A 22,537-nucleotide genomic window follows, 5' to 3' on the forward strand; every position below is an offset into this window, starting at 1 on the left:
AAGATGCTAATACACTCCTACCGTTCGTTTCTCATCCCAAAATCAGTTTGATTTTTTCGGCAAAATGTGCGTATAATATGAGTAAGAAGAGGAGGAGCCCTTGGTAAGGGCCGCGTTCAAACAAACTCAGATCACGAAAAAGTGACCCCGAAGCTTGCCGGCCCACGGGTCACTTTTTTCGTGATGTCACGACGTGAACGATGACTTGTATCACCAATACGGTCGTTGCGATGACCTGCAAGACCAGCGATAGCAAAGAGATCGTTTCCGCCACAAGCATCACCTCCTTTCTCCGCCAGATGACGAAGAAAGGAACGCGACCCGCTCCTCAGACTCCTCCTCCACAATAATTCCACACGAACGACGGTTAACCCTTCCTGAGTCTATTTCTGAAATATCGATTCATTACAAGAGTATTTGACCTTGAACGCGATAGTGACACATAGCATATGACCGATGAATCCGGACGAAAATGTGTATTTCAAAAAGAGCAGTCAGAAACCACTTTCGGGTAAACGAAATAAACGGCCCACACCGAAAGCGACGAGGGGCTGATATATTGGAAATCCGGCGGGGGACGGGGAAACCGTTCCAAATTGCAGTTCAAGCGCTCCCTGCAGGAAGTGATCCCTCCCTATTTCCGCATGTTAGTAAAGCAGGGGGAGTTCAAAGAGGCCGTTCGACTGATCAAGCGAAAAGGTATCCCCGCCGACGTGCGACAATCCTGCTATACTTACATGATGAAGGAACTGAGCTTCCCCATGATCGATTGGAGTGAACCGTCCCGAACGTTGACGCCCACCATGGTTGCCACGACAACGGGGAGATGGTTTTTTGTGAAGGGAGACAAATGATCATTGAAAATGGCTGTTTCCTAAAAGAACATTTTTGAATATCCAAACACCCAACCACATCGCCATCGAACTAGCAATGATGTACAGCACAATCATGACCGTTTCAAATCCAACACTATGAATTCCCCCGTTACCTCCACGCCATATTTACGTAAATGGTAGACACATCTGTAATGGAATATGGCATCCCGAAACGAAAAGCAATCCCTACACATGGCATCATGACGGGTTCCACGGCTCTTCCTCCCATCCGTCTCTGCTTCGGCGAACCGCCAACACTCCACCGTGCGGCAGGGAAAAATCCCACAGTGCACGCGGATTCCGTTTCACCCACTTGGCATGAAACAGGCGAATCGGGCCTGCGTGGGCAACCGCCACCAATGTATCCCCACTTCCGTAGCAAACGGCCACTGCTTCCAACCATCGGCTTATGCGTTGTTCCATCTCCTGCAAACATTCTCCGCCGGGCGGTGACACACACCAGGGATCATCATACCAGCGCCGCAAATGTATTTCTTCGTTCGCCGCAATCTCGTCGTACGTTCGCCCTTCCCATTCTCCGAAGCCACATTCACGCAACAAAGGTGTGATCGTAAGCCGCACCAACGGATGATGAGCAGCAATTATGGATGCCGTTTCTTTGGCGCGACACAAATCACTGGTGTAGATCGCCGACACCCGTTCCCGGGAAAGTCGCTCCGCCACCATACGCGCCTGTTGTCTCCCCCGCTCATTGATTGGATCATCCCAATGGCCGACATACCGTCCCTGCCGGTTGCCCTCCGTCTCTCCGTGACGCACCCAGATCAGCCGCACACCCTCACCTCCACACGCAAAATGCGACCAACACCGTCGCCTCCGTTACTTCCACGATCGCGCCGTACACGTCACCCGTCAATCCACCGATCCTGCGGATCACTCGCCTGGCCATCCACACCGTCACCACCAGGGTGATGGTCAACGGTAACATGGCAAGCCAACCGTCTGCCACCGCGAGCAGGATGATGCCGAAAGCATACGCACCGGCCACCTGCCACCCTGTTAGCGCTGCTTTCAACTGGGAACCAACCCCGTCCTGCCGAACATACGGCCAGAAATATATGGCCGACAGGATTGCCATCCTACCGGCCACGGGGGCGGAAAACAGCGCAGCTGCGGCGCTAAGACCCATATCATGCACCGCAGCCATTTTCACCAATATCACAAACAATGCGGCCAAAACGCCCATCGCCCCGACCCGGCTGTCCTTCATGATGGTCAAGGTTTGTTCACGGTCCCGGTTGGCCCCCATCCCGTCCGCCGTATCCATCAATCCGTCCAGATGAAGGCCTCCCGTCAGTCGCACCCACACCCCCACAACCAGTACGGTGCGAATCCAAGGAGGCAGCCAAGGCTCCGTCAACCAGTTGAACCCGGCGAGGCACAACCCGATCACACCGCCCACCGCAGGATAGAACACTGGACTGCTTCTCCATCCGTCCGAATGAAGCAAACGGGCGGGGATGGGTATACGCGTCAAAAAGGCCAATGCGGACCAAAATCCTCTCATCCTTTCAACCTCCAGGGAATCCCCGAAACCACCATCCACACTTCATCGGCGAATCGGGCAGTGAGTTGGTTGACTCTCCCCAACGCTTCCTGAAACAACCGCCCCATCGGTGACAGGGCCACACCGCCCAATCCCGTTTCATCGGTGACGATCACCGTTTTTTGTCGGCTAAAACAGGGAAGGAACCGGTTCCATTCCGTTTCCAGCTCTTCAGGCAATCGGCGAAATTTCTCCCGGTCTGATTCGTCGATACCCATCACCCGGTTGGCCACCCATGAGGAAAGGGAGTCAATCAGTACGATGTCGTAGGGTTCGGGATGGGACAGCCACTTTTGCGGTTCCAGCGGCTCCTCGATCAATCCCCAATCGTGCGGGCGACGTTGGCGGTGAAGCTCCACTCTCGCCCGCATCTCTTCATCCCGGGGAGTCCCACCCGTGGCAACGTAGAGGACACGCCCTCCCCAAGACCGGCAGATTTCTTCCGCGAAGGCGCTTTTGCCGGAACGAACTCCGCCGGTCACCATCACCACGCTCACGAAGAAGCCGCCTCCTCATCCTGATCCAGACATTGTTTCAGGACCTTCACCAACCGTTCATGCTCTTCGTCCGTCCGCACGGCCACGCGGAAATAACGCTCGTCCAGTCCGGGGTAATCAGCACAGTTACGAATCAGAATCCCCTGCCGTCCCAGTTGTTCCTGCAACCATGCCGCTGTTTTTCCCTCCCGTTCAAGACGAACCATGAGATAGTTGGTTTCGCTCGGGTACACTTTCAACCCCGGGATTCGGCTCAACTGCATGCGCAAAGACATCCGCGCCTGCTGTACCCATTCACGAACCCTCTGTTCGTACTCCTGATCCTGAAGGGCCGCTTCGCCGAGCACCTGTGCGACCGTATTGACGCTCCATGGAACCTGACGTTGTTCCAATCGTTTGACCCACTTGGGACTGGCCACCGCATAGCCGAGACGAACCCCTGCCAACGCATAGAATTTGGTGAGAGAGCGGAGCAGGATCACGCTAGGGTACGATTCGATTTGGCCAATCAACGACATGCGCTCCCCGTCGGGAATGAAATCGAGAAATGCCTCATCCACCACCAGTACCGTCTGGCAACGTATCGCCTCTTCGGCCACCTGTTTCAGCTCGTCAAAGGAGATGCGAAGTCCAGTCGGATTGTTGGGATAGCCCAGAAACACCAGATCTGTTTTGCGCACCAGTTCGCAAAGGCGTTCCACCGGCGGCAAAAAATGACTCTCTTCCTCCCCATACAGTGGGACAATCTCGATGTCACGCTTTTTGGCACTGCTGGTATAAGCCGAAAATGCAGGATACACGATCCCGACAACCGACGGCCGCACCACATCCAGAATCAGCTCGATCAACTCGGCCGCACCGTTGCCAATGGCGATCCGGGTCGGCGTCAGATTGTGCCGCTCTGCCAACAACGCCTTCAACCTTCGCGACCGGGGGTCTGGATACTGGGTGATCACCGGTAATCTTTCCGTTTCCAGTATTCCTTTCAAGGCCTGCTTCACCGACGGCGGAGGACCGAAAGGCACGATATTGGCGCTGAAATCCAGGAACGAATCGGGGTCACGACCGAACAACTCAGATGCCGTCACTCTGTCGCCACCATGACCATAACGTTCCAACCGGGACAAACTGATCCCCTCCCCAATTGATGTGTATTCGCCAAAAGGCAGGGCATCGGGCCCTGCCTGAGAAACCATTCATTACTCTTGGAAAAACGGACACCCTCGTTTAGAGGAGCGGGTCCGAATATCCTGAGCGACTCTAGCCGTCGCTACGAAGCGAAGACGGGAAATGCGAATCCCCGTTTTTTGTCAACAACCTGAGCCCATGGACCGATTCTCTTTCCATTTCACCATGTTTCCGCCACCAAATCAATGAGAATCACAAATCACCGAAGTCCAATCCGCCCGCTTTGGCGTAATTGGTTACCTTTTGCTCGAAGAAATCTGTTTTGGTTTGGTTCAGGTTGGAAAAATGCTCCACCCAGCGCAAGGGATGTTCTGTCTGTTCCGGATACAGAATGCCGAAGCCGAGCCGTTTCATCCGCTCATTGGCCAAATATTTGATGTAACGTTCAATCAGCTCATTGCTCAACCCGTCGATTTCGTTGTTAGTGATGTATTGCCCCCACCCGATTTCATGCTGTACGGCCGTACGGGTCATGTCACGCAACTCTTCGATCCGTTCGGGCGTGAACAAGTTCGGGTTCTCCTTTTGCATCTCTTTCATCATGTTTTGGAAGAGCACGACATGGGTCAGCTCATCCCGTTGAATATATTTGATGATCGTGGCTGTGGCCGTCATTTTTCCTTGCCGGGCCAACGAATAAAAGAAGGTGAATCCGCTGTAGAAGTAAAGAGATTCCAGCAGGAAGTTGGCCATGCACGTTTTGACAAACTGCCAGTCGTCCTGATGTTCGACAAACTGTTGATAGAGATCGGCGATGAACCGATTGCGGCGCAGCAGGTGTTCGTCGTTCCGCCACTCGTCATAGATGTTTTCCCGGGTCTGCGCCGAACAGACGGTATCCAGGATATAGCTGTAGGATTGGGCGTGAATCTCTTCCTGAAACGCCTGGATGTTGAGCAGTGACGCCACTTCCGGTGCCGTGACGTACTCCCGGATGTTGGGCAGGTTTTCGCACTGAATGGAATCCAAAAAGTTGAGAAACGAAATCGTTTTGTCAAAAGCGCGCCGCTCGGCCGGTGTCAGCTCCTCAAATTGTTTGACATCACCGGTCAGCGATATCTCCTCGGGAATCCAGAAGTTGTTCAGCATCGTGCGATACAGTTTGTACGCCCAATCATACTTGATACGGTTCCATTCCCGCAGGTTGGTGGTGTTGCCGTTGATCATGCGCTGGGTGCCGCGTTGACCGTGTTCGTTGAAAATCTTTTTTCGTTGCAGTTTCTCCATATCTCTTTCCTCCTACCGATCAAGCATAAGCAGAGCTGGATTCGGGTGTGTCGGTGAATACTGTCCACATTGCTCCCTTACGGAATGACCTGACACGCCCTCGTCACTCATCCGGGCAAAATCGATCCACCCGCAGTCTCAGCGTTAGGACACACTTCAGGACGAACAGCTGACGCATTCTTCCACTTCCAGCGATTGATTGCGCACATAGTAGACGGTTTTCAACCCGTTTTCCCACGCGGCCAAATACATGGACAAAAATGCCTTGGCGTTGGTGTCCGGCGTGATAAACAGATTGAACGACTGCGACTGGTCGATGTGGCGTTGACGGATGCCTGCAGCACGAATGCTCCACATCTGGTCGATCCGGTGCGCCTCTTTGTAATACCAGAAGGTTTTCTCCGATAGATTGGGGGCGGTCTGCGGAATCAGCGCTCCCCGTTTCTCCTCGACAAAAAACTTGGCATACACCGGATCGATCCCGGCAGTCGAACCGGCGATGAGCGAGGTAGACCCCGTCGGTGCGACGGCGATCATCCAAGCATTGCGCACCCCGTATCGACTCACTTCCTCCCGCAGTGTTTGCCAACGCTCTCCGGTGTAACCGCACCGGTCAAAGAACGCGCCTGTCTGCCACTCGCTTCCTTCAAATGCCGGATACGCTCCTTTTTCCTTGGCCAGTTCCATCGAGGCCCGGATCGTCTGATAAGCGATCTCCTCAAACGACCGATCCGCTTCGGCCAGATGTTCTTCCGATTCCCAATCGATCCCTTTCTGTGCCAAGTATTGATGGTATCCGCTCGTACCCAATCCGACGGCCCGGTACTTGCGGTTGGTCACTTCCGCCTGTTTTACCGGATACAGGTTGAGATCGATCACATTGTCCAACATGCGCATCTGGACCGGGATGATACGCGCCAAATCCGCCAGGTCTGTGATCCGTCCCAAATTGATAGACGACAGGTTACAGACGACGAAGTCCCCCGGTTTTTGCTTAGTGACGATGACACCGTCCTCCAACTCCTCACTGATCAGCTCGGTCGGGGACATGTTTTGGCAAATCTCCGTGCACAAGTTGGAAGAATAGATCATTCCCTTGTGTTTGTTGGGATTGAGTCGGTTGACCGTATCGCGGAAGAACAGAAACGGTGTCCCGGTTTCATAGGCGCTCACCATGATACGCTTCATCACTTCAATCGCCGGGATTTCCTTACGGCTCAGTTCAGGATGGTTGACACACGCCTCATACCGCCGTTCAAACTCATCTCCCCAGGAGTCTTCCAGGCTGAACCCCATCACTTCACGCACTTCGTGCGGGTCGAACAGGTACCACATACCCCGTTCTTTCACCCGACGCATAAACAGGTCGGGAATGCATACGCCGGGAAAGATGTCGTGCGCTTTTAACCGGTCGTCCCCGTTGTTGGTTTTCAGGTTCAAAAAGTCCAGGATGTCCGCGTGCCACACGTCCAAATAGATGGCGAACGCCCCTTTACGCACACCCAGTTGATCCACCGCCACGGCAGTATTGTTGAAATTGCGCACCCAGGGGATAACACCGCCGGAAGCGCCTTTGTGCCCGCGAATTTTGGACCCTTTGGAGCGAACTTTTCCCAGATAAATGCCCACACCGCCGCCGTGTTTGGACACCTGGGCGGTGGCGGTGTTGGTATTGTAAATAGACCACAGCGTATCGTCCACGGTATCGATGAAACAGGAAGAGAGCTGGTGCAACGGCCGCCCCGCATTGCTCATCGTCGGTGTCGCCACCGTTACTTCCAACCGGGACAACACATCGTACATCCGTTTGGCCCACGTCAACCGGTCTTTCTCTTTCATCGCCAGATGCATCGCGATCACCATAAACCGCTCCTGCGGCAACTCCATCACCGCACCGTCATAATCCCGCACGAGATACCTGTCCGCCAAAATCTTCAATCCGATGTAATGAAACAACCGGTCTCGCTCCGGACGAATTGAGGCTTCCAGCTCACGGATTTCCGTCTCGGTGTAGTGTTCCATCAGATAAGAACCGTACAACCCTTTCGCCGTCAACTTTTGGAGCAGGTCGTAAAAATCGCCATATGCCCGCTGTTTACGGTCATATCCCCGGTTGTGCGCCGCCGCACGATACAATTCCTCTGCCAGCAAACGGGCGGCGACAAACTGCCAGCCCGGTTGTTCTACGCTGGTTTGTTCCACCGCCGTTTGCGCCAAAGTGCGCAGGATCTCCCGCTCCGACATCCCTTCCCGCAGCTACGCTCGGGCAACGACGATCAGTGATTGGGCATCGAGATCCCCCGTCTCTAGGCACACCGAGCGAACGAGCGACTCCCAGTCCAATTCTTTCTTCATCTCTACTTGTACCATCTACAAGCACCCTCTCCATTTCAGATGCGGATAAAATAAAAACACTTCCCTAACAAGGGAAGTGTTTGATGGGACACCAATCCAGCCGTGAACACAAAAACGGCACGACCCGCACAAGCCGATCACACCGATCGCGACACGCGGCACATCAAACACCTCCCTATCCTCGTAGGTCAACGGTGTTGTCGGAAAAGGCAGGTCTCCTGGCTCATGGATCATCGCATGGGGGGCTGCTGGTGGATGTCTCGAAAACAGGTTGATGCCGGGAATCTTGTTTCCCACTCGCTCCTGTTTCGCTACATCCCCCGGCCCCCTGATGGCCGTGTCTTCCCGTCTTTCGATAGTGACAAACGGCCCGGCTCCCCATTCACAGTGGCGGGACCGCGCCGGATTTTCACCGGCTTCCCTCTTCGGGAGTGGACAAACCACTCCACCTTTTCCCACGGTATGTCGTTGTCCAAAAGTAGGTTCATTGTATCTTATCGGTTTTCCCATTGTCTAACTTCTTTATCTGCCAAAAACAGACGAAAAATGAATGACGGGGGATCTATTCAAACACCATACCTTGTATGAGTCTTTTATGATCAATACTACAACTTGTGTTTTCTATTTCCAGCAATCATCTCGATCTCCTTCACCATGCCCCGAATGCATCTAGTTACTGGAAGGTCAAGAAAAAAAGCCCCCTTAGGGGACCAGCATGTCGACCGAATCACGCGTAAACTGATAGTCACTTCTCAAGCCATACCTCCAATCCGATCGTATCCTCTTGAATCTTGCATGTCTGAAATTTACTCTTTGATACCAACTGCCTAAACTCCTCTTTCGTATAAGCCCGTTTGATGAGCATCAATCGAAATATCCATTTTGTCAGGAGGTATTGAAATCCTGTCAAACCCAACTCCTCTTCTATGTGTTTGTCCACTGCTTCCGGGGAAACATCTCCCCGTAAATCGATGATCACAGCTTTTCCGCCGTCCTTCAACACTCGATTCATCTCGTCAAGGGCAGCGACGGGCTGTGAAAAGTTTTTAAAGGCCGCTCGACAGACGATAAAATCAAATGTTTGATCATCAAAGGGCATTCGGGCAGCATCCCCTTGACGAAAGTCAATTTCCACACCCGCTTCTTTGGCTTTCTCCCGCGCAATTTCCACAAACTTTTTACTGATGTCCAAACCGGTTATTTTGTAATTACCGAGTTTTGCAAGTTCGATCGACAAGTATCCCGGGCCAGAGGCAAGCTCAAGAACAGCGGCTTCTTCCGGGACACATGCAGCCACCTTTTCCGCATCTTTTTTGTATTCCTCAATGTTGTTCTGAGTACTTTTCGCGTACCACGTGGCAATGGGACCGTCCATTCCAATTCCCTTATAACCCTTTTGGGCTTTTTTGGACATATCACTTCCTCCATATAAAAAAGGAGTGGACTTATTCCCCAGTGTCAATCTCTGTATCAGAGGCGATGAACTGGCGAAGCCACTCTTCGCTCCAAGTAATCCGTTCGGGGATAAGCAAAGGTAATAGGGAGATCGCTGCAGGAAATTCTGGGAACTCCTGGGCCGGTGTTGAAAGCATATCCCGCAACCAATCCCGAGCGATTTGTAACCCTTTCTCGGTCAGTTCGTGACTTGCCCCACACGGCTAAAGCCGTGGGCTTCTCGCTTCATCTGGCGTGGCAACCCACATCCATCCACGATGGCTTCGTCCAAGCCTAGTGAGTTTAGTTTATCGAGATTTCGATCGCAAAGTAGTTTTAAGTGTTTTCGCACTTTTCTACATAATTGTACCAAAATTCTGTCGGACTTGCAAGAGGGCTTAAGCCCTCCCTCGTCCGACGCTCGCTTTCATCCCAAACCTGAAGGGCTGGGTTTTCCCGCTCGCTCTTTATAAGAGCACACGTACAGCTAGAGCTAAAGGTGAGCCTTGAAACGTTGGTGACATAGTCACTATTTTACTAATGCCCTCTGTCGATACTGCCTGGGGAGGTGGAGGATGTGCCATTCTAGACTACGTCCGATACAAACATTTATTGATAGCCCAATACCATATCGGCGAAGGGCTGTGAAACTGGAAAGGACAATTGCGCTATGTAATGTTTCTCATAATTAAAGAGACAATTTCCGCCGTTGACGGTCTCCTCTTATCCCTGTCCAGCCCTCTTCATGATGCATATTATTGAAATACACCGAAAGAAATTTCAGGGGAGAGGGTTTCTTGATCGCGTTTGCTTATTTGCCGGTCGTACTGTATGTGGGGTTGGAATGGTTACGGAAACCGCCAGTAAAGGAAATACGCCATTATTGTCTATCCACTTACATTCTAGGGTTGGCGCTTTTTTTGTTGGTGGTTGCACCTACCGCGATCTACTTTATGGACCCGAAGCCGACAATAGGAAATCCATGGTTTGTTTTTGGGATCATGATCGGTTTGTCGGGTGTCTGGATCAGAGCTTCCGCCATGCACACCTTGGGTAGATTTTTCAGTCGTTTCATCGGGATTCAACAGGGACATCACTTGGTGCAATGTGGATGGTACCGATACATTCGCCATCCGGGTTATTTGGGGACGATGTTGGTTTTTTTGGGATTTGCCATATCCACATTGTCAATAACGGCGGTGATAGCCAATCTGATAGTGTACTTGGCCGCGTATTCCTACCGTGTGAGCGTGGAGGAACAGATGCTGGAGAACCAATTCGGGGAGGCGTACCGGCGGTATCGGGAATCTTCCTGGCTCTTGATTCCGTTTGTGTTTTAAGTCGAAGCTATTTTTAAAAACGGATGATGTTTTTGAGATTGATGATGTCAATCCTCGAATTTAGGCACTTTTCTCCATCACCGGAGTATCGTCTTGCTCCACACGGCTCAATTACCTGAGTCTCTCCCTTTGTTCGCCATGGGCTTCTCGCTTCATCTGGCGTGGCAACCCACATCATCCGCGATGGCTTAATCCTAGAAAAGTGTTAGTTCTAATAGCTCGTATCTCGGTCCAGGAACGTATCCCATCGCTCGAAGCTGGATATTTCTTGCGGCATTGACATCTCTGTTAGTCACATATCCGCATGAGCAACGATGAGTACGTTCTTTTAAGGTCTTCTTTACGATCTGACCGCATTCCAAGCAAACTTGCGACGTGTTGCGGGGATCAACTGCTTCACTTGCTTACCGGTCTACTCCTTGTAAGCCGTCAATTAAACCAGCATCCTCCAGCCTGTGTCGACAATGCTCTTGGCAAGGCGGTGATTTTTCACCATTCCCCGGATGTTCAAGTCTTGAAAGGCGATCAGATCATAGTTGTCCACCAAATATCAGCTGATTTTGTGAGTAGCGTCTTTTCTCTGATTGGCTTGCAGGCTCTACCTCCACCTTATATGTGAAGCAAGCGTAGTACTTGCCGTTTTTTCGCTTGATGGAGCAAGTTTTGCTCTTTCCTTCGATCTGGCGGTGCAGTTTGATTCTCACATCGCCGATTTTGGAGAGTTTCAGATACTTTCCCATCCAGTTTGTATCCAGTTTGAGGATAGGTGAAGCTGTTATATGGGTACTTACCTTGAAATCGAGGGGAGCCCGGTTTTTCCCCGCGGTCGAGACGACGGAAAAACGCTTGAAATGCTTTGTCCAACCGCTTGGCTACGTCTTGGAAAACCTGATAATGGATTTTTATACAAAAAATGTAGGATGCGGGAGGGCTGAAACCCTCCCGTATCCGACACTCGCTATCATACCAACCCTGATTCCCGCTCGCTCTTAATAAAACACGCGAATCATTTCTATCTCGCCCGCACAGGACACTGCGTAGTCGGACAACGTGGCGGGGACGATTACGGCGTCTCCGCGACTCAGTGGCATGTCACCGTCAGGCCAGTGCAGAGTACCTTGCCCGTTCGTCACAATCACGATGTCCGGATTGCCCTTGCGCCCATGCTCCAAGGAGTGTCGTCCAGACTGCAAGTTCCACTTGTCAATGGTGAAGTATGGGCAGGAGACCAAGCGAGACCCTCGCATGCCATTTGCAGCAGTAATTTCCTGTGCCGCTGGGAAGGGAGTAGGCTGCGGACCATACAGCAGGACGTCGGCTGCTTTTTCTACGTGCAACTCACGGCTCCGTCCGTGTTCATCCACGCGATCCCAATCGTAGACGCGGTACGTCACGTCGGAGGTTTGCTGGATCTCGAGCACCATCGTACCGGCCAACAGCGCGTGCAACGTCCGCGACGGTACGAACACCAGCCGCCCCGGCGAGATCGGCACGTACTCAAGATACGGCTTTACGCGCTTCTCTTCGACAGCCTGCATATACTCTTGGCGCGACTTGAACTGATGACCGTAGATGACGCGCCCATCATCCGGGCAATCCAGCACGTACCACGCCTCGGTCTTACCGAAATCCGACTCCACCCTGCGAGCGTACTCGTCGTCCGGATGCACTTGAACGGAAAGATCTTGTGCTGCCTCGATAAATTTAATGAGGAGCGGGAACCGCGGTTGCGGGCTGTCGCCAAGATATGCTTCCGGGTGCTCCCGCACCAAGTCGTTCAACGTCTTCCCTTTGAACGCCCCCTGTTCAACGACGCTCGTGCCATGCGGATGGCTGGAAACCACCCAGTATTCGCCAATCGGTTGGTCGGTGTCGGTGTCGAACCAAGATTTCAGCGAGTGTCCACCCCAGATCCGCGGCACGGCGATGGGGGTGAATTTGACAGGTTCATATTTGTTCATCAGATTCACCTACCATCATGCCCGATCCAAGGTTGTCCACTGTGCATGCCGGCGGCATTACCACGGGATGGTGGAGGTGATGCCGCTGGCCCGCACGACGTCCTCTACTTCACGCTTAATCTCCTCCAGGCTCTCGGCGCTGTCCGCTTCGGCCCGTAACACAAGAATGGGTTGCGTGTTCGAACTGCGCACCAACGCCCACCCGGACGGGAACTGGATACGCGCTCCGTCCACGTCGACGATCGGGTACCGCTTCGCAAAGTGCTCTTTCACCCGCTCGATTACCAACGACTTTTGCGATTCCTCACAGGTTACGCGCGTCTCCGGTGTCGCGTGGTACTGCGGAACGTCTGCAAACATAGCGGAGAGTGGCCGCGTGTCCCGAGACAGGATCCGCAAAAGCCGCCCTGCTGCATACAACGCATCGTCAAAGCCGTAGAACTCATCGTTGAAGAACAGATGCCCCGACATTTCCCCTGCAAACGGCGCGTTGGTCCTGCGCAGAGTGGCCTTGATGTGCGAGTGACCCGTACGGTGGAACTGGGGCTTTCCGCCGAGCCGCTTGATTTCTTCGACCAGCGCCTGCGAACATTTGACTTCGACGAATGCATCACATCCCGGATATTTGGGCAGAATTTCCCGCCAGTAAAGAATCATCAACTGGTCTCCCCAGCGGATGCTGCCCGTCTCGTCCACCACGCCGAGGCGGTCGCCATCGCCGTCAAATGCAATCCCGAGGTCCGCCCCTGTCTCCTTGACCATCCGGATGAGGTCCTTGAGGTTGTTTGGATCGACGGGGTCTGGATGGTGGTTCGGGAACGTCGGGTCCGACGTGCAGTACAGGGGCACGACTTCACATCCCCAACGCTTCAGTGCCTCCGGCGCGAACGAAGACGCGGTACCGTTACCGCAGTCTACGACCACTTTCAACTTGCGGTCGCCCAATTGGATCTTTTGTTGCAACATGTCGAGGTACGGGGTGCGAATGTCAACCGCTTTCGTCGGAACGTCCTGCCGAATGACCGGTTTGGCGCCGGTTTCTTCAGCTATAGCCACCATTTCCTTGTACAGGCTTTTGACAGATTCGCCGAACAGGGTCGTCTTGTTCTGCGCCACTTTGAATCCGTTCTCGTTGGGAGGGTTGTGGCTCGCCGTGACCATGATGCCGGACGGGACATCGAGGTGTTCAAGGCTGAAGTAGAAGATTGGCGAGGTAACTTCCCCGATGTCCAGCACTTCACACTGTTCGTCACTCAGCCCCGCGGCAACCGCACGGGCAAGCGCGGGCGAGCTCTGCCGGTTGTCACGGCCGACGACCACCGTTCGTTGGCCAGCCGCGCGCACCCGGCGGGCAAACGCCCGACCCAACCAGTAGGCGAATGACTCGTGGATTTCTTCGCCGACGATTCCCCGGATGTCATACTCCCGAAATACATGCGAAGCAATCGCGTTATCCTTATTCGTCAGCACACTCATCGTCATCCCCCTCCTTGGTTTGATGGAAAATCGCTTCCGTGATCAAGTAGGCCAATGTGGATTCGGCACCTCGGTTGCGATTGGGGCCATTCTCGGTCAGTCCATCACAACAGGAGCCGTCCGACACGTCGGCCATCGGTACACCGAGGTCGTTATCGCCGTGGAACCATGCCCGGCACTTGTTCAGCACCGTCCGGTAACCCTGATCCCCGGTGACTTCGTACGCTTGTTGGCAGGCCATGGCCAACTTCATCACTTCCACCGGCTGCTGATCCCACTGGCTGATGCCTTGCGGCGTGCACCATCCGCGGTTGCCGATCGGCCGGATCACGCCGTTTGATCCCGTCATTTTTTCGATCAGAAAATCGAGGCTGTCCTTGGCCGTCTGTTCCGCCTCGCTGGACGGGAACGTTGCATGCAAGTGGAACAACGCCCAGGGAAAGACGCCATTGCTGTAAGTCATGGTGTCCTCAAACCACCGCCATTCCGGTTGGGCGTGGCGCCGGTATTGATCGAGCAGCCGTTCGCCGAGCTGTTGAGCAACAGTCGGCAGCTCACGCAGCACCCAGTCTCGGAACGGTTGCTCCAGTTCAGGATTCGCTTCCGCTTCACGCACAAGCAGATTTGCCGCTGACAGCGCGTGCGCCATGCCGCGCGGAAACCGGAGACTGCCGATCGCACGAAACCCGTTTTGGCACAAACGTTGGGCTACACGGGCACGATCGCGGTCGAGATCCCACACCGCAGCAGTTGCAGTGGCCCACAGCACGCGTCCCAGGCAGTCATCTGACGGCTGCTCAGGTTCCCATTGGCGGTCGTACGCAACGTTGTTGTGGAAGTGGCCGTCATCTTTTTGTACCCAAGCCAAGAACGCCAAGTACGTGTCGGCCAGGTTGGCCAATTGTTCGCCTGCTTCGTTGTTCCCGGTGCGATGGGCGTATCGGCTCCATTCGACACAGGCCCAAAGTGCCCGGGCGTTGTCGTCCGTGGAGTAGCCTTCCTTTCGACGTGGGATTTTCCCGATGCAGTGTTCGATGATTCCCGTGTCGTCGGTGAGCCGGCGCAGGTGGGTCAGTTTAACGGGAAACGGACCCAACGGCATTTCCTTCAGATTCAATCTTCCGGTGTTTCTGTGACAGCTCACCGAACAACCGGGCGTGCGACTCTCCGACTCGAGGCCAGGACATTTCACGCCCAATCTGCTGGATTCGCTGCTCCCATTGCTGCAAAGTGGTGGTATCGGACAAGAGACGGCTGATGGTCTGCGCCCAAGCGTCCACGTCTCCGTACGGGATGAGCAGATCCTCAAATTCACCGAGTAAGTCTTGCGCGTACACGTACGGCGTGCTCAAAACAGGTCTGCCGAGTCCCACCGCGTAGGCCAGCGTTCCGCTCGTGATCTGTTGCATGCCGGGATACGGTGTGACATACAGATCGCAAGCCATAATGTGGTCGACCAACTCGTCCTCGGAGAGGTAGCGGTCAATCATCACAACGTGTTGCTCCAAGTTGAGCTCCCGGATCATCTCTTTCAGCTGTTCCCGATACGCCTCGCCTTCGTGTTTTTTCACCTCCGGGTGGGTTTGGCCAACGATGGCGTACAGAACGTTCGGAACCCGGCGAACCACTTCCGGCAAGGCTTTGAGGATCAGTTCAAGGCCCTTGCCTCGGCTGAGCAGCCCGAACGTCATCACGACTCGCTTGTCAGACCAGCCGAGTTGCTTGCGCATCGGTTCACGCCGGTCCGGCGATGGTACCGGGGTGCCGTGCGGGATGTACACGATCTTGCTCTTCGGCAACCGGTACTGGTTGGCCAACAAATCAATAGCGCGTCGGCTCATCACCACAATGCGGTCGCTGCGCTGCGCGATTTCTTCTTGCACACTGCGTAGGGGATCTTGGGGAGACTCAAGCACCGTGTGGAACGTGGTGACCAACGGCTTGCGCAACTCACGCACAAAATCCAGTACATATTCGCCGGCGTTTCCACCGAATATCCCAAACTCGTGCTGAAGCGAAACCACGGTGACTGGGCTGTTGTTTACGCGTTGGGCCAACTTGCGATAATCCTCGCGGACATCGCGGCGGAGGAACCATAGTGACGGGTCGTACGCCTGCAAGTCTTCGCTTTGGTCGACCATCGCGATCACGGTGTCAGCCTTGCACCCTTGCTCCGCGTTCTGGACGTACTGACGGAGATGGCTGGTGTAGGTGGCAAGGCCGCACCGCTTCGGTACATACGTACTGACATACGCAACATGACTCATCTATGAACCACCTTCTTTTTCGCTTCATAAACAGGAGACTGCACTTCGACGGAAAAGTCCGGGCCGACGATAGCATTACTGATTGTACGGTTACCCTCGAGGCGAGCACCGGGCAAGACGACGGAGTGAGAGCAAGAGCTGCCGGGTTCAACCGTCACTTTATCACCCAGTACCGTGTAGGGCCCAACGACACAACCACGCCCAACCTTTACGCCGTTTCCGATCACCACGGGTGGAACCAGCGTCACGTCGTCCGATATGTCGATGTCCTCGCCTGTCCAAATTCCTTCTTTTTGCGCAGGGTAAGAAGGTTGAAGAGCGCACTTGCCATCGAGAACGTCCCGGTGCAACGCGAGATAACGGTCGAGCGTCCCCATATCCAGCCAGTAGCCACGCACGAGCCAGCCGTAGACGGGGAAACCCTTACGAATCAGTGTCGGAAATGTCTCACGCTCGATCGACACCTCGCGACCGGCCGGGATCCATTTCAACGCTTCTTTTTCCATCACGTAAATTCCAGCATTGATACGGTTGGAAGGTGCGGCGTGACGGGGCGGTTTCTCCACAAAGCGAATGATCCGTCCCGACATGGTTTGTTGGACTACGCCGTAGTGAGAGGGGTCTTCCACTTCCGTCAACCCAATCGTGACCAGCGCGCCGTTCGTCTGATGGAACTCCAGCAACGGCAAGAGCTCAACATGATTGATGATGTCGGCGTTCACGACGATGAACCGGTCCGTCAACAGTTGTTCCGCATGCTTGATGGCCCCAGCTGTACCTAGCAGCTCAGGCTCCTGGCTGTACTCGATGCGAACGCCGAATTTGCACCCGTCTTCGAAGTGTTTCCGAATGATATCCGCATTGTGCTTGACAGCGATGACGAACTCAGAAATGCCTTGTGATTTGAGGTGTAGGATGAGGTGTTCCAGCCATGGCCGATTGACGACCGGAGCCATGGGCTTGGGGAGGCGTTCAGTCAGAGGTCTCAAACGTGTGCCCAATCCGCCAGCTAACAACAGTGCTTTCATTTACATCCCCCCATTTGGCTAGATATGGAATCTATGACCAAAGCGAGAAGAATGGTAAATGAAAGAGAGTGGCATCCCGGACAGCAAGACAGTTTGCAGCGCTGCTCAAGTCTTCTGCCGAAATCACCGACTGACAGCAGGTTGTTAGCACTCACATCAAGCGGCTGATAACAACGACAATCTCATTATATACTAATTCGTGGAAAAACACAAGTCGGTTAAGAAGGCCAATGCACGGCATATCTCGAAAGATAGATGCGGATTGCAGATTCTCGTTACCGAAATACGAAAAATATTTCGTCTTCCATATCCAGACTTACAACGAAAAAACCGGCTCCCCTCTTCATAGGGGAACCGGCTTGTTGCATTTGTTGAACTGCCCGATACTGTCTGAGTCTGGGTATTAGGATGCCTGCAAAATCTCGTCGATCTTCGCCAGTGCCTCGTCCGGGATCACAACTCCCGAGGCTTTGATATTGTCTTCCACCTGTTCGGGCCTGCTCGCCCCGATAATCGCACTGGAAACGTTCGGTTGACGCAGCGTCCAGGCCAGTGCAAGCTGAGCCAAGGAGAGTCCGAGTTCTTCTGCGATCGGACGCAGACGTTCCACTTTGCGCAAGTTCTCCTCTTTCAGCCAGGATTTTACCGTTTCCGTACCGTGTTTGTCGGTCGCCCGGCTGCCCGCAGGCGCATCGTTCACTGCTTTGTACTTGCCGGCAAGTACGCCTTGGGCAAGAGGCGAGTAGACAACTTGTCCAATACCGTTCCGTTCGCACAGCGGGATGATTTCCTTCTCAATCTCCCGCGCAAACATGTTGTACAGCGGCTGATTCACCACGATCCGGTTCAGCAGATATTTGTCGACAATCGATACGGCTTCGGCGATTTGCGCCGCTGTCCAGTTGCTGATGCCGATGTACAGCACTTTGCCTTGCCGGACGAGGTCGTCCATCGCCCGCAGCGTTTCTTCCATGGGGGTATCATAGTCAAATGCGTGGCAATAGTATACGTCGATATAATCGAGGCCAAGCCGCTTCAAGCTGGCTTCACACTGTTCCATGATATGTTTGCGGGACAATCCCCGATCGTTGGGACGTTCGCCCATCGGTCCCCAAACTTTGGTCGCCAGCACGTACGATTCGCGGGGATACTTTCGCAGGGCTTCGCCAACGATCTTCTCCGCTTCGCCGTGCATGTAAATGTTGGCCGTGTCGAAGAAGTTGATTCCCAGTTCGTAAGCCTTGTCAATGATGGAGATCGCCTGTTCCTTACCGACATAGCCACCGTACGTCAGCCAACTTCCCAGACTGATTTCGCTCACTTTCAGTCCGGAGTTTCCGAGTCGACGGTACTTCATTTTCGATCACCTTCCCATGAAAGTTTTCGAAAAATGGGTATCCGCCGCAATTCCAATATTATATTATCACGAACTTCATTTCATCGTCCGTATCGTGGTGTTTATTTTGGGGGATGGACTACGCGCACAGTACAGATTGGAGGATCGCCAGATTGGTCTGTTCGTTCAGCCGGAGTTGATCGGTGTGACGCCAGACATCAGCAGGGGGGACCGGCAGTTCGCCGCAGACGTCGATTCCAATGACGTTCTTCTGCCGAACAAGTGTTTGCAGTGATACGATCAGCTCCCGCAGATGCATATTTCCATGATCCCAGTTGGTTACGGCAAAAGCACGATCCAATACGTCTTTGTCGATACTGATGTAAACGTCTTCGGTCGGAATCGAGGAAAGCAGCTTCTGCGGTTCACCTGTGTCTGGCCAGAGGACGATTTTACCATGCGATTCAGGGGAATCGAGATTTTGCTTCGCGCAAACCCCGACAATCAGCACTTTCCGCAGATGCGGTAAACGCGCTGCCGCCTCGGCCACCCACGATCCGCACGACAACAGCCCGGACATGTCGTCCGAAAGCTTCGCGTCGGTGTGATTATCAAACAAGACGAGGCTGAACGGCCGGTTGATTTCGCTGAGCAAAAGATATGTGACATAGTGATAATTTCCGTTTCCGATAAACGTGATCCCGCGACTGGTCCGGTCGGACAACCTGTGGCCAATTTCTTTCAACGCCTTTTTTGCGCAAAACAGATTGGCCTCCGAGATGTCCGTAAGCTCAATCCATTCGTCAGCAAAACCTGACAGTTTACGTTGCCAGGGATAAGCGTCGCCAAAGTTCAACAACGTCACGTCATGATGAAGGAGTCCCATGATCATCCTTCCTTTCCTTGCGAAAACGAAATGAACGATCAGGTTTCCTTACATGAGGTGGAGATATGAACTTTGGTCAACATAAATATACTAAAATGATAAAAAGGAGTTAAGAGAGGGGCAATCTATCCTCGCTCGCTTCTCCTGTGTCTGCCAGGAAACAAAAAGGTACTACAGGAAGCGGGTCGCGGGCAAATTACGCTTCATAAGGAAAGTTGCCCGCGAGCTTGCTCCTGCGCTTTCCAAATCGATGCTCGTCAGGCTTAGGTATTGTCGCTCGTTTCCCTGAGATACCAAACCCTCGGCCATTTCTTTCGAAAAAGTCGAGGGTTTGTCCATCACTTCAAGAAGAGGGTTTCGCTTCCTCTCTCAAATGGATCACTTGATATTGTCGCTGAGCAAAGAGGTCAATCCGTCACTCGTCAACCTGCAACCGACATAAAAGGGGCCAAATTCTCCAAATCGCGCACTTACCTCATCAAATCTCATTTCAGTTACCAGTTTTTTGAAAGTCAAGGGGTCGTCAGAAAACAAGGAGACTCCCCATTCCCAATCATCGAAGCCGATTGCGCCTGTAATGATCTGCCGAACCCTTCCCGCATACGAACGGCCGATCATTCCGTGGCTTTTCATCATTTTTCTGCGTTCTTCCACTGAGAGCATATACCAGTTATCGTCCCCCAGTCTCCGTTTATTCATGGGATAGAAACATACATATTGCGTCTTTGGCAGGATTGGTTCGAGACGTTCCCGGAAAGCAGGATCACTAAAAGGATCGGTACCCGGGGGAATCGTGTAAGAACTGAGTTCAACAACGGAAGTAAAGGAATAGGGAGTTGATGTGACATCAGCAAAATCCAGTTTATCAAACTGCAACTTTACTTCGTTTAATTCGTCGATTGTGGGGCGAAGATGGACAAACAAAAGATCCGCTTTATGCCCAAGGATGGCATATTGACCAAAGCTGCCTTTACGGTTGTTCTCAACCGATGACCATTTCTGGATGGTCTCAAGCAACTCCTGAATCATTTGTTCCCGTTCTGAGGGGTTGATTGATTTCCATTTGTTCCAATCGATCTTGCGAAAATCATGGTAGACATACCATCCTTCGTAGGTGCTTACAGCTTGGCTCATTTTTTTCACTTCCTTTTCGAGATTGATTTTTCGTTATGAACCTATTGAGGGTTACCCGCTCGGATGGGTGGTCAGCCCCCTTGTGGAAAGCATTGTTTTGAATCCCAGCAAACTTAACGAGCACACCAAAAGGGTCACGATCGATACATGGAGGAGAAACGCCATTAAGTGTAACTTTGTGATAATCAGCAATGCACCGCTGAGTATTTGCAGAACAGCTAGAAGAAGAGTGTGACGGCTCCCGGCCCATAAATCTTTTCTTTCTAAGCGTATCCGATAAGCCAAGAGGTTTAATCTTAAAATCAGTAACAGCAACACAAAAGCCATAAGTCGGTGAGTCAAATCAATGAACAAGGCTTCACGCACTTGACTATAGGACTCCGTTGGAAAGGGCCATCCCTGGAAATAGACTCCCGATCCAGTGAACGAAACATACGCACCAAAATAGATGACCAAAAAACAGTAGATGAACGTTCCCCATGCCCATTTACCCAACTGTTTCACACGGTCGGTCTTGTGTACGACAAGCATTTGGTCTTTTCCGGTTTCGATCTGCCGAAGGATAGCCGTCCACAAATACAAAGCGGTAAATGAGACGAGTGACAATCCCATATGAAGGGCTAGCACTGAAGGGGGATTATCAAATAAAACAGTCATCGCTCCCAGAGCAGCTTCCCCTACAAAGCCAGCAAAACAGATTCCCATAAGAACCCGGATCTCTTTTCTTGTTCGGTATCGTTTCCATGTGGCTACAGTCAGAAAGACCAAAAGAACGAGATCAATGACCACAATCAATCGATGGATAAACTCAATAGCCGTATGAAGATCCCACTCGGCAGGAATGATCCCTCCCTTACAAAACGGCCAGTCTCTCCCACATCCTAGCTCTGAACCGGTTTGGGTGTCAATAAAACCTAAGATATTGACTAAAAACAACCCTACAAGAGTGACGAGCGCCAATGGAAAGAGGTTGGTCGGTTTCTCATCAGATTTTATCATAACTTAACAGCCCCCTCCCCTTTTCAGGAGAAAACGAAGAACTAAAGCAGTGAATCAATCGCCATAGAGGCAAACAAAACCGCCAAGTAAAACAGGGAAGCGAAAAATGTTCGTTTCGCCCACATGGTGCGATCATCTGGTTCATACCACATGCGCAAGTGATAGTACAAAAAGTACAAGCCGGACAGGATTGCGACTGTCAGATAAAATCCACCCACAGCACCGGTGAAATACAGGCTGAAAGTAGTGAGTAAAAGAACGAAGGTGTAAAACAAGCACTGTCTTTTCGTGTTCCTTTTGCCCCGAACGGCCGGCATCATCGGAACGCCTGCACGTACATATTCGTCATTTTTCACGATCGCCAGCGGCCAGAAATGGGGAGGGGTCCAAAAGAAGATCATCGCGAACATGATCACGGCCGGCCAGCCGATATTCCCCGTCACTGCCGACCAGCCAATCATGGGCGGAATGGCGCCGGCCCCACCCCCGATCACAATATTTTGCGGTGTTTTTCTTTTCAGCCACATGGTGTAAATCACTGTGTAATACAAAAAACCGGCGAGTGACAATATCGACGACAGACCGTTAACAAACACCCAGAGCCAAATCAGAGACAACAGTTCCAATCCGATGCCGAAGAACAGCGCAGATCGCGGCCGGAGCTGTCCGGTCGGAAGCGGTCGACCCATCGTTCGCTTCATGATTTTGTCAATGTCACGGTCGTACCACATGTTAATCGCTGACGCCCCTGCGGCAGACAGAGCCAGACCTATTGACATTGCGGCCATTGTCCAGACATCGGGCCATTCTCCTTTGGCCACGATTGCTGCGCAGATCGCCGTAAAAATCATGAAGATCGCAATCCGCGGTTTGGTCAATGCAAGGTATGCTTTAAATTTCTTCATCACTATCAAAAAGGTCCGTGGCGGTGATTGAACAGAATCCAACAACGGAGCCGACATCTTTC

The 22,537-nt window shown here is 52.7% G+C and carries 19 protein-coding genes, 1 pseudogene and 1 riboswitch; of the genes and pseudogenes, 2 read left to right on the plus strand and 18 right to left on the minus strand.

Features of this window, described 5'->3' with window-relative positions; translation table 11 throughout:
- Positions 1 to 551 precede the first annotated feature (551 nt).
- Positions 552 to 854, plus strand: a complete 303-nt coding sequence (locus KI215_RS12385; RefSeq protein ID WP_212775186.1) for an SgrR family transcriptional regulator — start codon at positions 552 to 554, stop codon at positions 852 to 854.
- A 219-nt stretch (positions 855 to 1,073) separates the two neighbouring features.
- Here the strand turns inward: KI215_RS12385 and KI215_RS12390 are convergent, their stop codons facing one another.
- The 7 genes from KI215_RS12390 to KI215_RS12420 all read right to left on the minus strand — a co-directional run bounded on the left by KI215_RS12390 (position 1,074) and on the right by KI215_RS12420 (position 9,123).
- On the minus strand, positions 1,074 to 1,670 hold the full coding sequence (locus tag KI215_RS12390; protein ID WP_212773031.1) for a histidine phosphatase family protein: 597 nt from the start codon (positions 1,668 to 1,670) through the stop codon (positions 1,074 to 1,076).
- Positions 1,671 to 1,674: 4 nt separating this feature from the next.
- Positions 1,675 to 2,403, minus strand: a complete 729-nt coding sequence (gene cobS / locus KI215_RS12395) for an adenosylcobinamide-GDP ribazoletransferase (protein ID WP_212773032.1) — start codon at positions 2,401 to 2,403, stop codon at positions 1,675 to 1,677.
- A complete protein-coding gene (locus KI215_RS12400; RefSeq protein WP_212773033.1) occupies positions 2,400 to 2,939 on the minus strand; it encodes a bifunctional adenosylcobinamide kinase/adenosylcobinamide-phosphate guanylyltransferase in 540 nt (179 codons plus the stop codon). Before KI215_RS12400 ends, cobS begins: the two co-directional genes overlap by 4 nt.
- The gene (gene cobD, locus KI215_RS12405; protein ID WP_212773034.1) at positions 2,936 to 4,066 is read right to left on the minus strand and encodes a threonine-phosphate decarboxylase CobD; all 1,131 of its coding nucleotides are present in this window, start codon (positions 4,064 to 4,066) and stop codon (positions 2,936 to 2,938) included. The genes KI215_RS12400 and cobD overlap by 4 nt, the downstream gene beginning before the upstream one ends.
- Before the next feature lie 253 nt (positions 4,067 to 4,319).
- Positions 4,320 to 5,354, minus strand: a complete 1,035-nt coding sequence (locus tag KI215_RS12410) for a ribonucleotide-diphosphate reductase subunit beta (RefSeq protein WP_212773035.1) — start codon at positions 5,352 to 5,354, stop codon at positions 4,320 to 4,322.
- A gap of 156 nt (positions 5,355 to 5,510) precedes the next feature.
- Entirely contained in the window at positions 5,511 to 7,598 is a 2,088-nt protein-coding gene (locus KI215_RS12415; RefSeq protein ID WP_212773036.1) for a ribonucleoside-diphosphate reductase subunit alpha, read from the minus strand.
- A 302-nt stretch (positions 7,599 to 7,900) separates the two neighbouring features.
- Positions 7,901 to 8,177, minus strand: a riboswitch (cobalamin riboswitch).
- A gap of 277 nt (positions 8,178 to 8,454) precedes the next feature.
- Positions 8,455 to 9,123, minus strand: coding sequence for a class I SAM-dependent methyltransferase (locus KI215_RS12420; RefSeq protein WP_246512108.1), 669 nt, complete (start codon positions 9,121 to 9,123; stop codon positions 8,455 to 8,457).
- 817 nt (positions 9,124 to 9,940) lie between these two features.
- Here KI215_RS12420 and KI215_RS12425 point away from each other — a divergent pair.
- Entirely contained in the window at positions 9,941 to 10,483 is a 543-nt protein-coding gene (locus KI215_RS12425) for a methyltransferase family protein (protein ID WP_212773037.1), read from the plus strand.
- Positions 10,484 to 10,677: 194 nt separating this feature from the next.
- On the opposite strand, the pseudogene KI215_RS16360 reads toward KI215_RS12425, so the two are convergent.
- From KI215_RS16360 to KI215_RS12480, 11 genes and pseudogenes are all read right to left on the minus strand, one after another.
- Positions 10,678 to 10,869: pseudogene (locus KI215_RS16360) on the minus strand (zinc ribbon domain-containing protein); the annotation flags it as partial.
- A 603-nt stretch (positions 10,870 to 11,472) separates the two neighbouring features.
- On the minus strand, positions 11,473 to 12,444 hold the full coding sequence (locus KI215_RS12435; RefSeq protein WP_212773039.1) for a type I phosphomannose isomerase catalytic subunit: 972 nt from the start codon (positions 12,442 to 12,444) through the stop codon (positions 11,473 to 11,475).
- Positions 12,445 to 12,501: 57 nt separating this feature from the next.
- Positions 12,502 to 13,920 (minus strand): phosphomannomutase/phosphoglucomutase, encoded by a 1,419-nt coding sequence (locus tag KI215_RS12440; RefSeq protein ID WP_212773040.1) that lies wholly within the window; start codon positions 13,918 to 13,920, stop codon positions 12,502 to 12,504.
- Positions 13,901 to 15,016 carry a glycosyl transferase gene (locus KI215_RS12445; RefSeq protein ID WP_212773041.1) on the minus strand — a complete coding sequence of 372 codons (1,116 nt, stop codon included), beginning with the start codon at positions 15,014 to 15,016 and terminating at the stop codon, positions 13,901 to 13,903. The genes KI215_RS12440 and KI215_RS12445 overlap by 20 nt, the downstream gene beginning before the upstream one ends.
- Positions 14,997 to 16,187 (minus strand): glycosyltransferase family 4 protein, encoded by a 1,191-nt coding sequence (locus tag KI215_RS12450; RefSeq protein ID WP_212773042.1) that lies wholly within the window; start codon positions 16,185 to 16,187, stop codon positions 14,997 to 14,999. The genes KI215_RS12445 and KI215_RS12450 overlap by 20 nt, the downstream gene beginning before the upstream one ends.
- On the minus strand, positions 16,184 to 17,215 hold the full coding sequence (locus KI215_RS12455; RefSeq protein WP_212773043.1) for a nucleotidyltransferase family protein: 1,032 nt from the start codon (positions 17,213 to 17,215) through the stop codon (positions 16,184 to 16,186). Before KI215_RS12455 ends, KI215_RS12450 begins: the two co-directional genes overlap by 4 nt.
- Before the next feature lie 403 nt (positions 17,216 to 17,618).
- Positions 17,619 to 18,572 carry an aldo/keto reductase family protein gene (locus KI215_RS12460; RefSeq protein WP_212773044.1) on the minus strand — a complete coding sequence of 318 codons (954 nt, stop codon included), beginning with the start codon at positions 18,570 to 18,572 and terminating at the stop codon, positions 17,619 to 17,621.
- A 118-nt stretch (positions 18,573 to 18,690) separates the two neighbouring features.
- Positions 18,691 to 19,437: an arginase family protein gene (locus KI215_RS12465; RefSeq protein ID WP_212773045.1), complete on the minus strand. Its 747-nt coding sequence runs from the start codon at positions 19,435 to 19,437 to the stop codon at positions 18,691 to 18,693.
- 378 nt (positions 19,438 to 19,815) lie between these two features.
- Positions 19,816 to 20,571 carry a hydrogen peroxide-dependent heme synthase gene (hemQ, locus tag KI215_RS12470; protein ID WP_212773046.1) on the minus strand — a complete coding sequence of 252 codons (756 nt, stop codon included), beginning with the start codon at positions 20,569 to 20,571 and terminating at the stop codon, positions 19,816 to 19,818.
- Positions 20,572 to 20,622: 51 nt separating this feature from the next.
- On the minus strand, positions 20,623 to 21,570 hold the full coding sequence (locus tag KI215_RS12475; protein WP_212773047.1) for a COX15/CtaA family protein: 948 nt from the start codon (positions 21,568 to 21,570) through the stop codon (positions 20,623 to 20,625).
- Between the two features lie 41 nt (positions 21,571 to 21,611).
- A complete protein-coding gene (locus KI215_RS12480; RefSeq protein WP_212773048.1) occupies positions 21,612 to 22,532 on the minus strand; it encodes a heme o synthase in 921 nt (306 codons plus the stop codon).
- Positions 22,533 to 22,537: the final 5 nt, after the last annotated feature.

The sequence above is a fragment of the Polycladomyces abyssicola genome (assembly GCF_018326425.1).
Taxonomy (GTDB): Bacteria; Bacillota; Bacilli; order Thermoactinomycetales; family JIR-001; genus Polycladomyces; species Polycladomyces abyssicola.

Excerpts from the sequence above, each read along its gene's own strand:
- cobS (WP_212773032.1), bottom strand. The coding sequence starts at position 2,403 with ATGAGAGGATTTTGGTCCGCATTGGCCTTTTTGACGCGTATACCCATC.
- KI215_RS12410 (WP_212773035.1), bottom strand. The coding sequence starts at position 5,354 with ATGGAGAAACTGCAACGAAAAAAGATTTTCAACGAACACGGTCAACGC.
- KI215_RS12415 (WP_212773036.1), bottom strand. The coding sequence starts at position 7,598 with ATGTCGGAGCGGGAGATCCTGCGCACTTTGGCGCAAACGGCGGTGGAA.
- KI215_RS12420 (WP_246512108.1), bottom strand. The coding sequence starts at position 9,123 with ATGTCCAAAAAAGCCCAAAAGGGTTATAAGGGAATTGGAATGGACGGT.
- KI215_RS12435 (WP_212773039.1), bottom strand. The coding sequence starts at position 12,444 with ATGAACAAATATGAACCTGTCAAATTCACCCCCATCGCCGTGCCGCGG.
- KI215_RS12440 (WP_212773040.1), bottom strand. The coding sequence starts at position 13,920 with ATGAGTGTGCTGACGAATAAGGATAACGCGATTGCTTCGCATGTATTT.
- KI215_RS12450 (WP_212773042.1), bottom strand. The coding sequence starts at position 16,187 with ATGAGTCATGTTGCGTATGTCAGTACGTATGTACCGAAGCGGTGCGGC.
- KI215_RS12455 (WP_212773043.1), bottom strand. The coding sequence starts at position 17,215 with ATGAAAGCACTGTTGTTAGCTGGCGGATTGGGCACACGTTTGAGACCT.
- KI215_RS12460 (WP_212773044.1), bottom strand. The coding sequence starts at position 18,572 with ATGAAGTACCGTCGACTCGGAAACTCCGGACTGAAAGTGAGCGAAATC.
- KI215_RS12465 (WP_212773045.1), bottom strand. The coding sequence starts at position 19,437 with ATGGGACTCCTTCATCATGACGTGACGTTGTTGAACTTTGGCGACGCT.
- hemQ (WP_212773046.1), bottom strand. The coding sequence starts at position 20,571 with ATGAGCCAAGCTGTAAGCACCTACGAAGGATGGTATGTCTACCATGAT.
- KI215_RS12475 (WP_212773047.1), bottom strand. The coding sequence starts at position 21,570 with ATGATAAAATCTGATGAGAAACCGACCAACCTCTTTCCATTGGCGCTC.
- KI215_RS12480 (WP_212773048.1), bottom strand. The coding sequence starts at position 22,532 with ATGTCGGCTCCGTTGTTGGATTCTGTTCAATCACCGCCACGGACCTTT.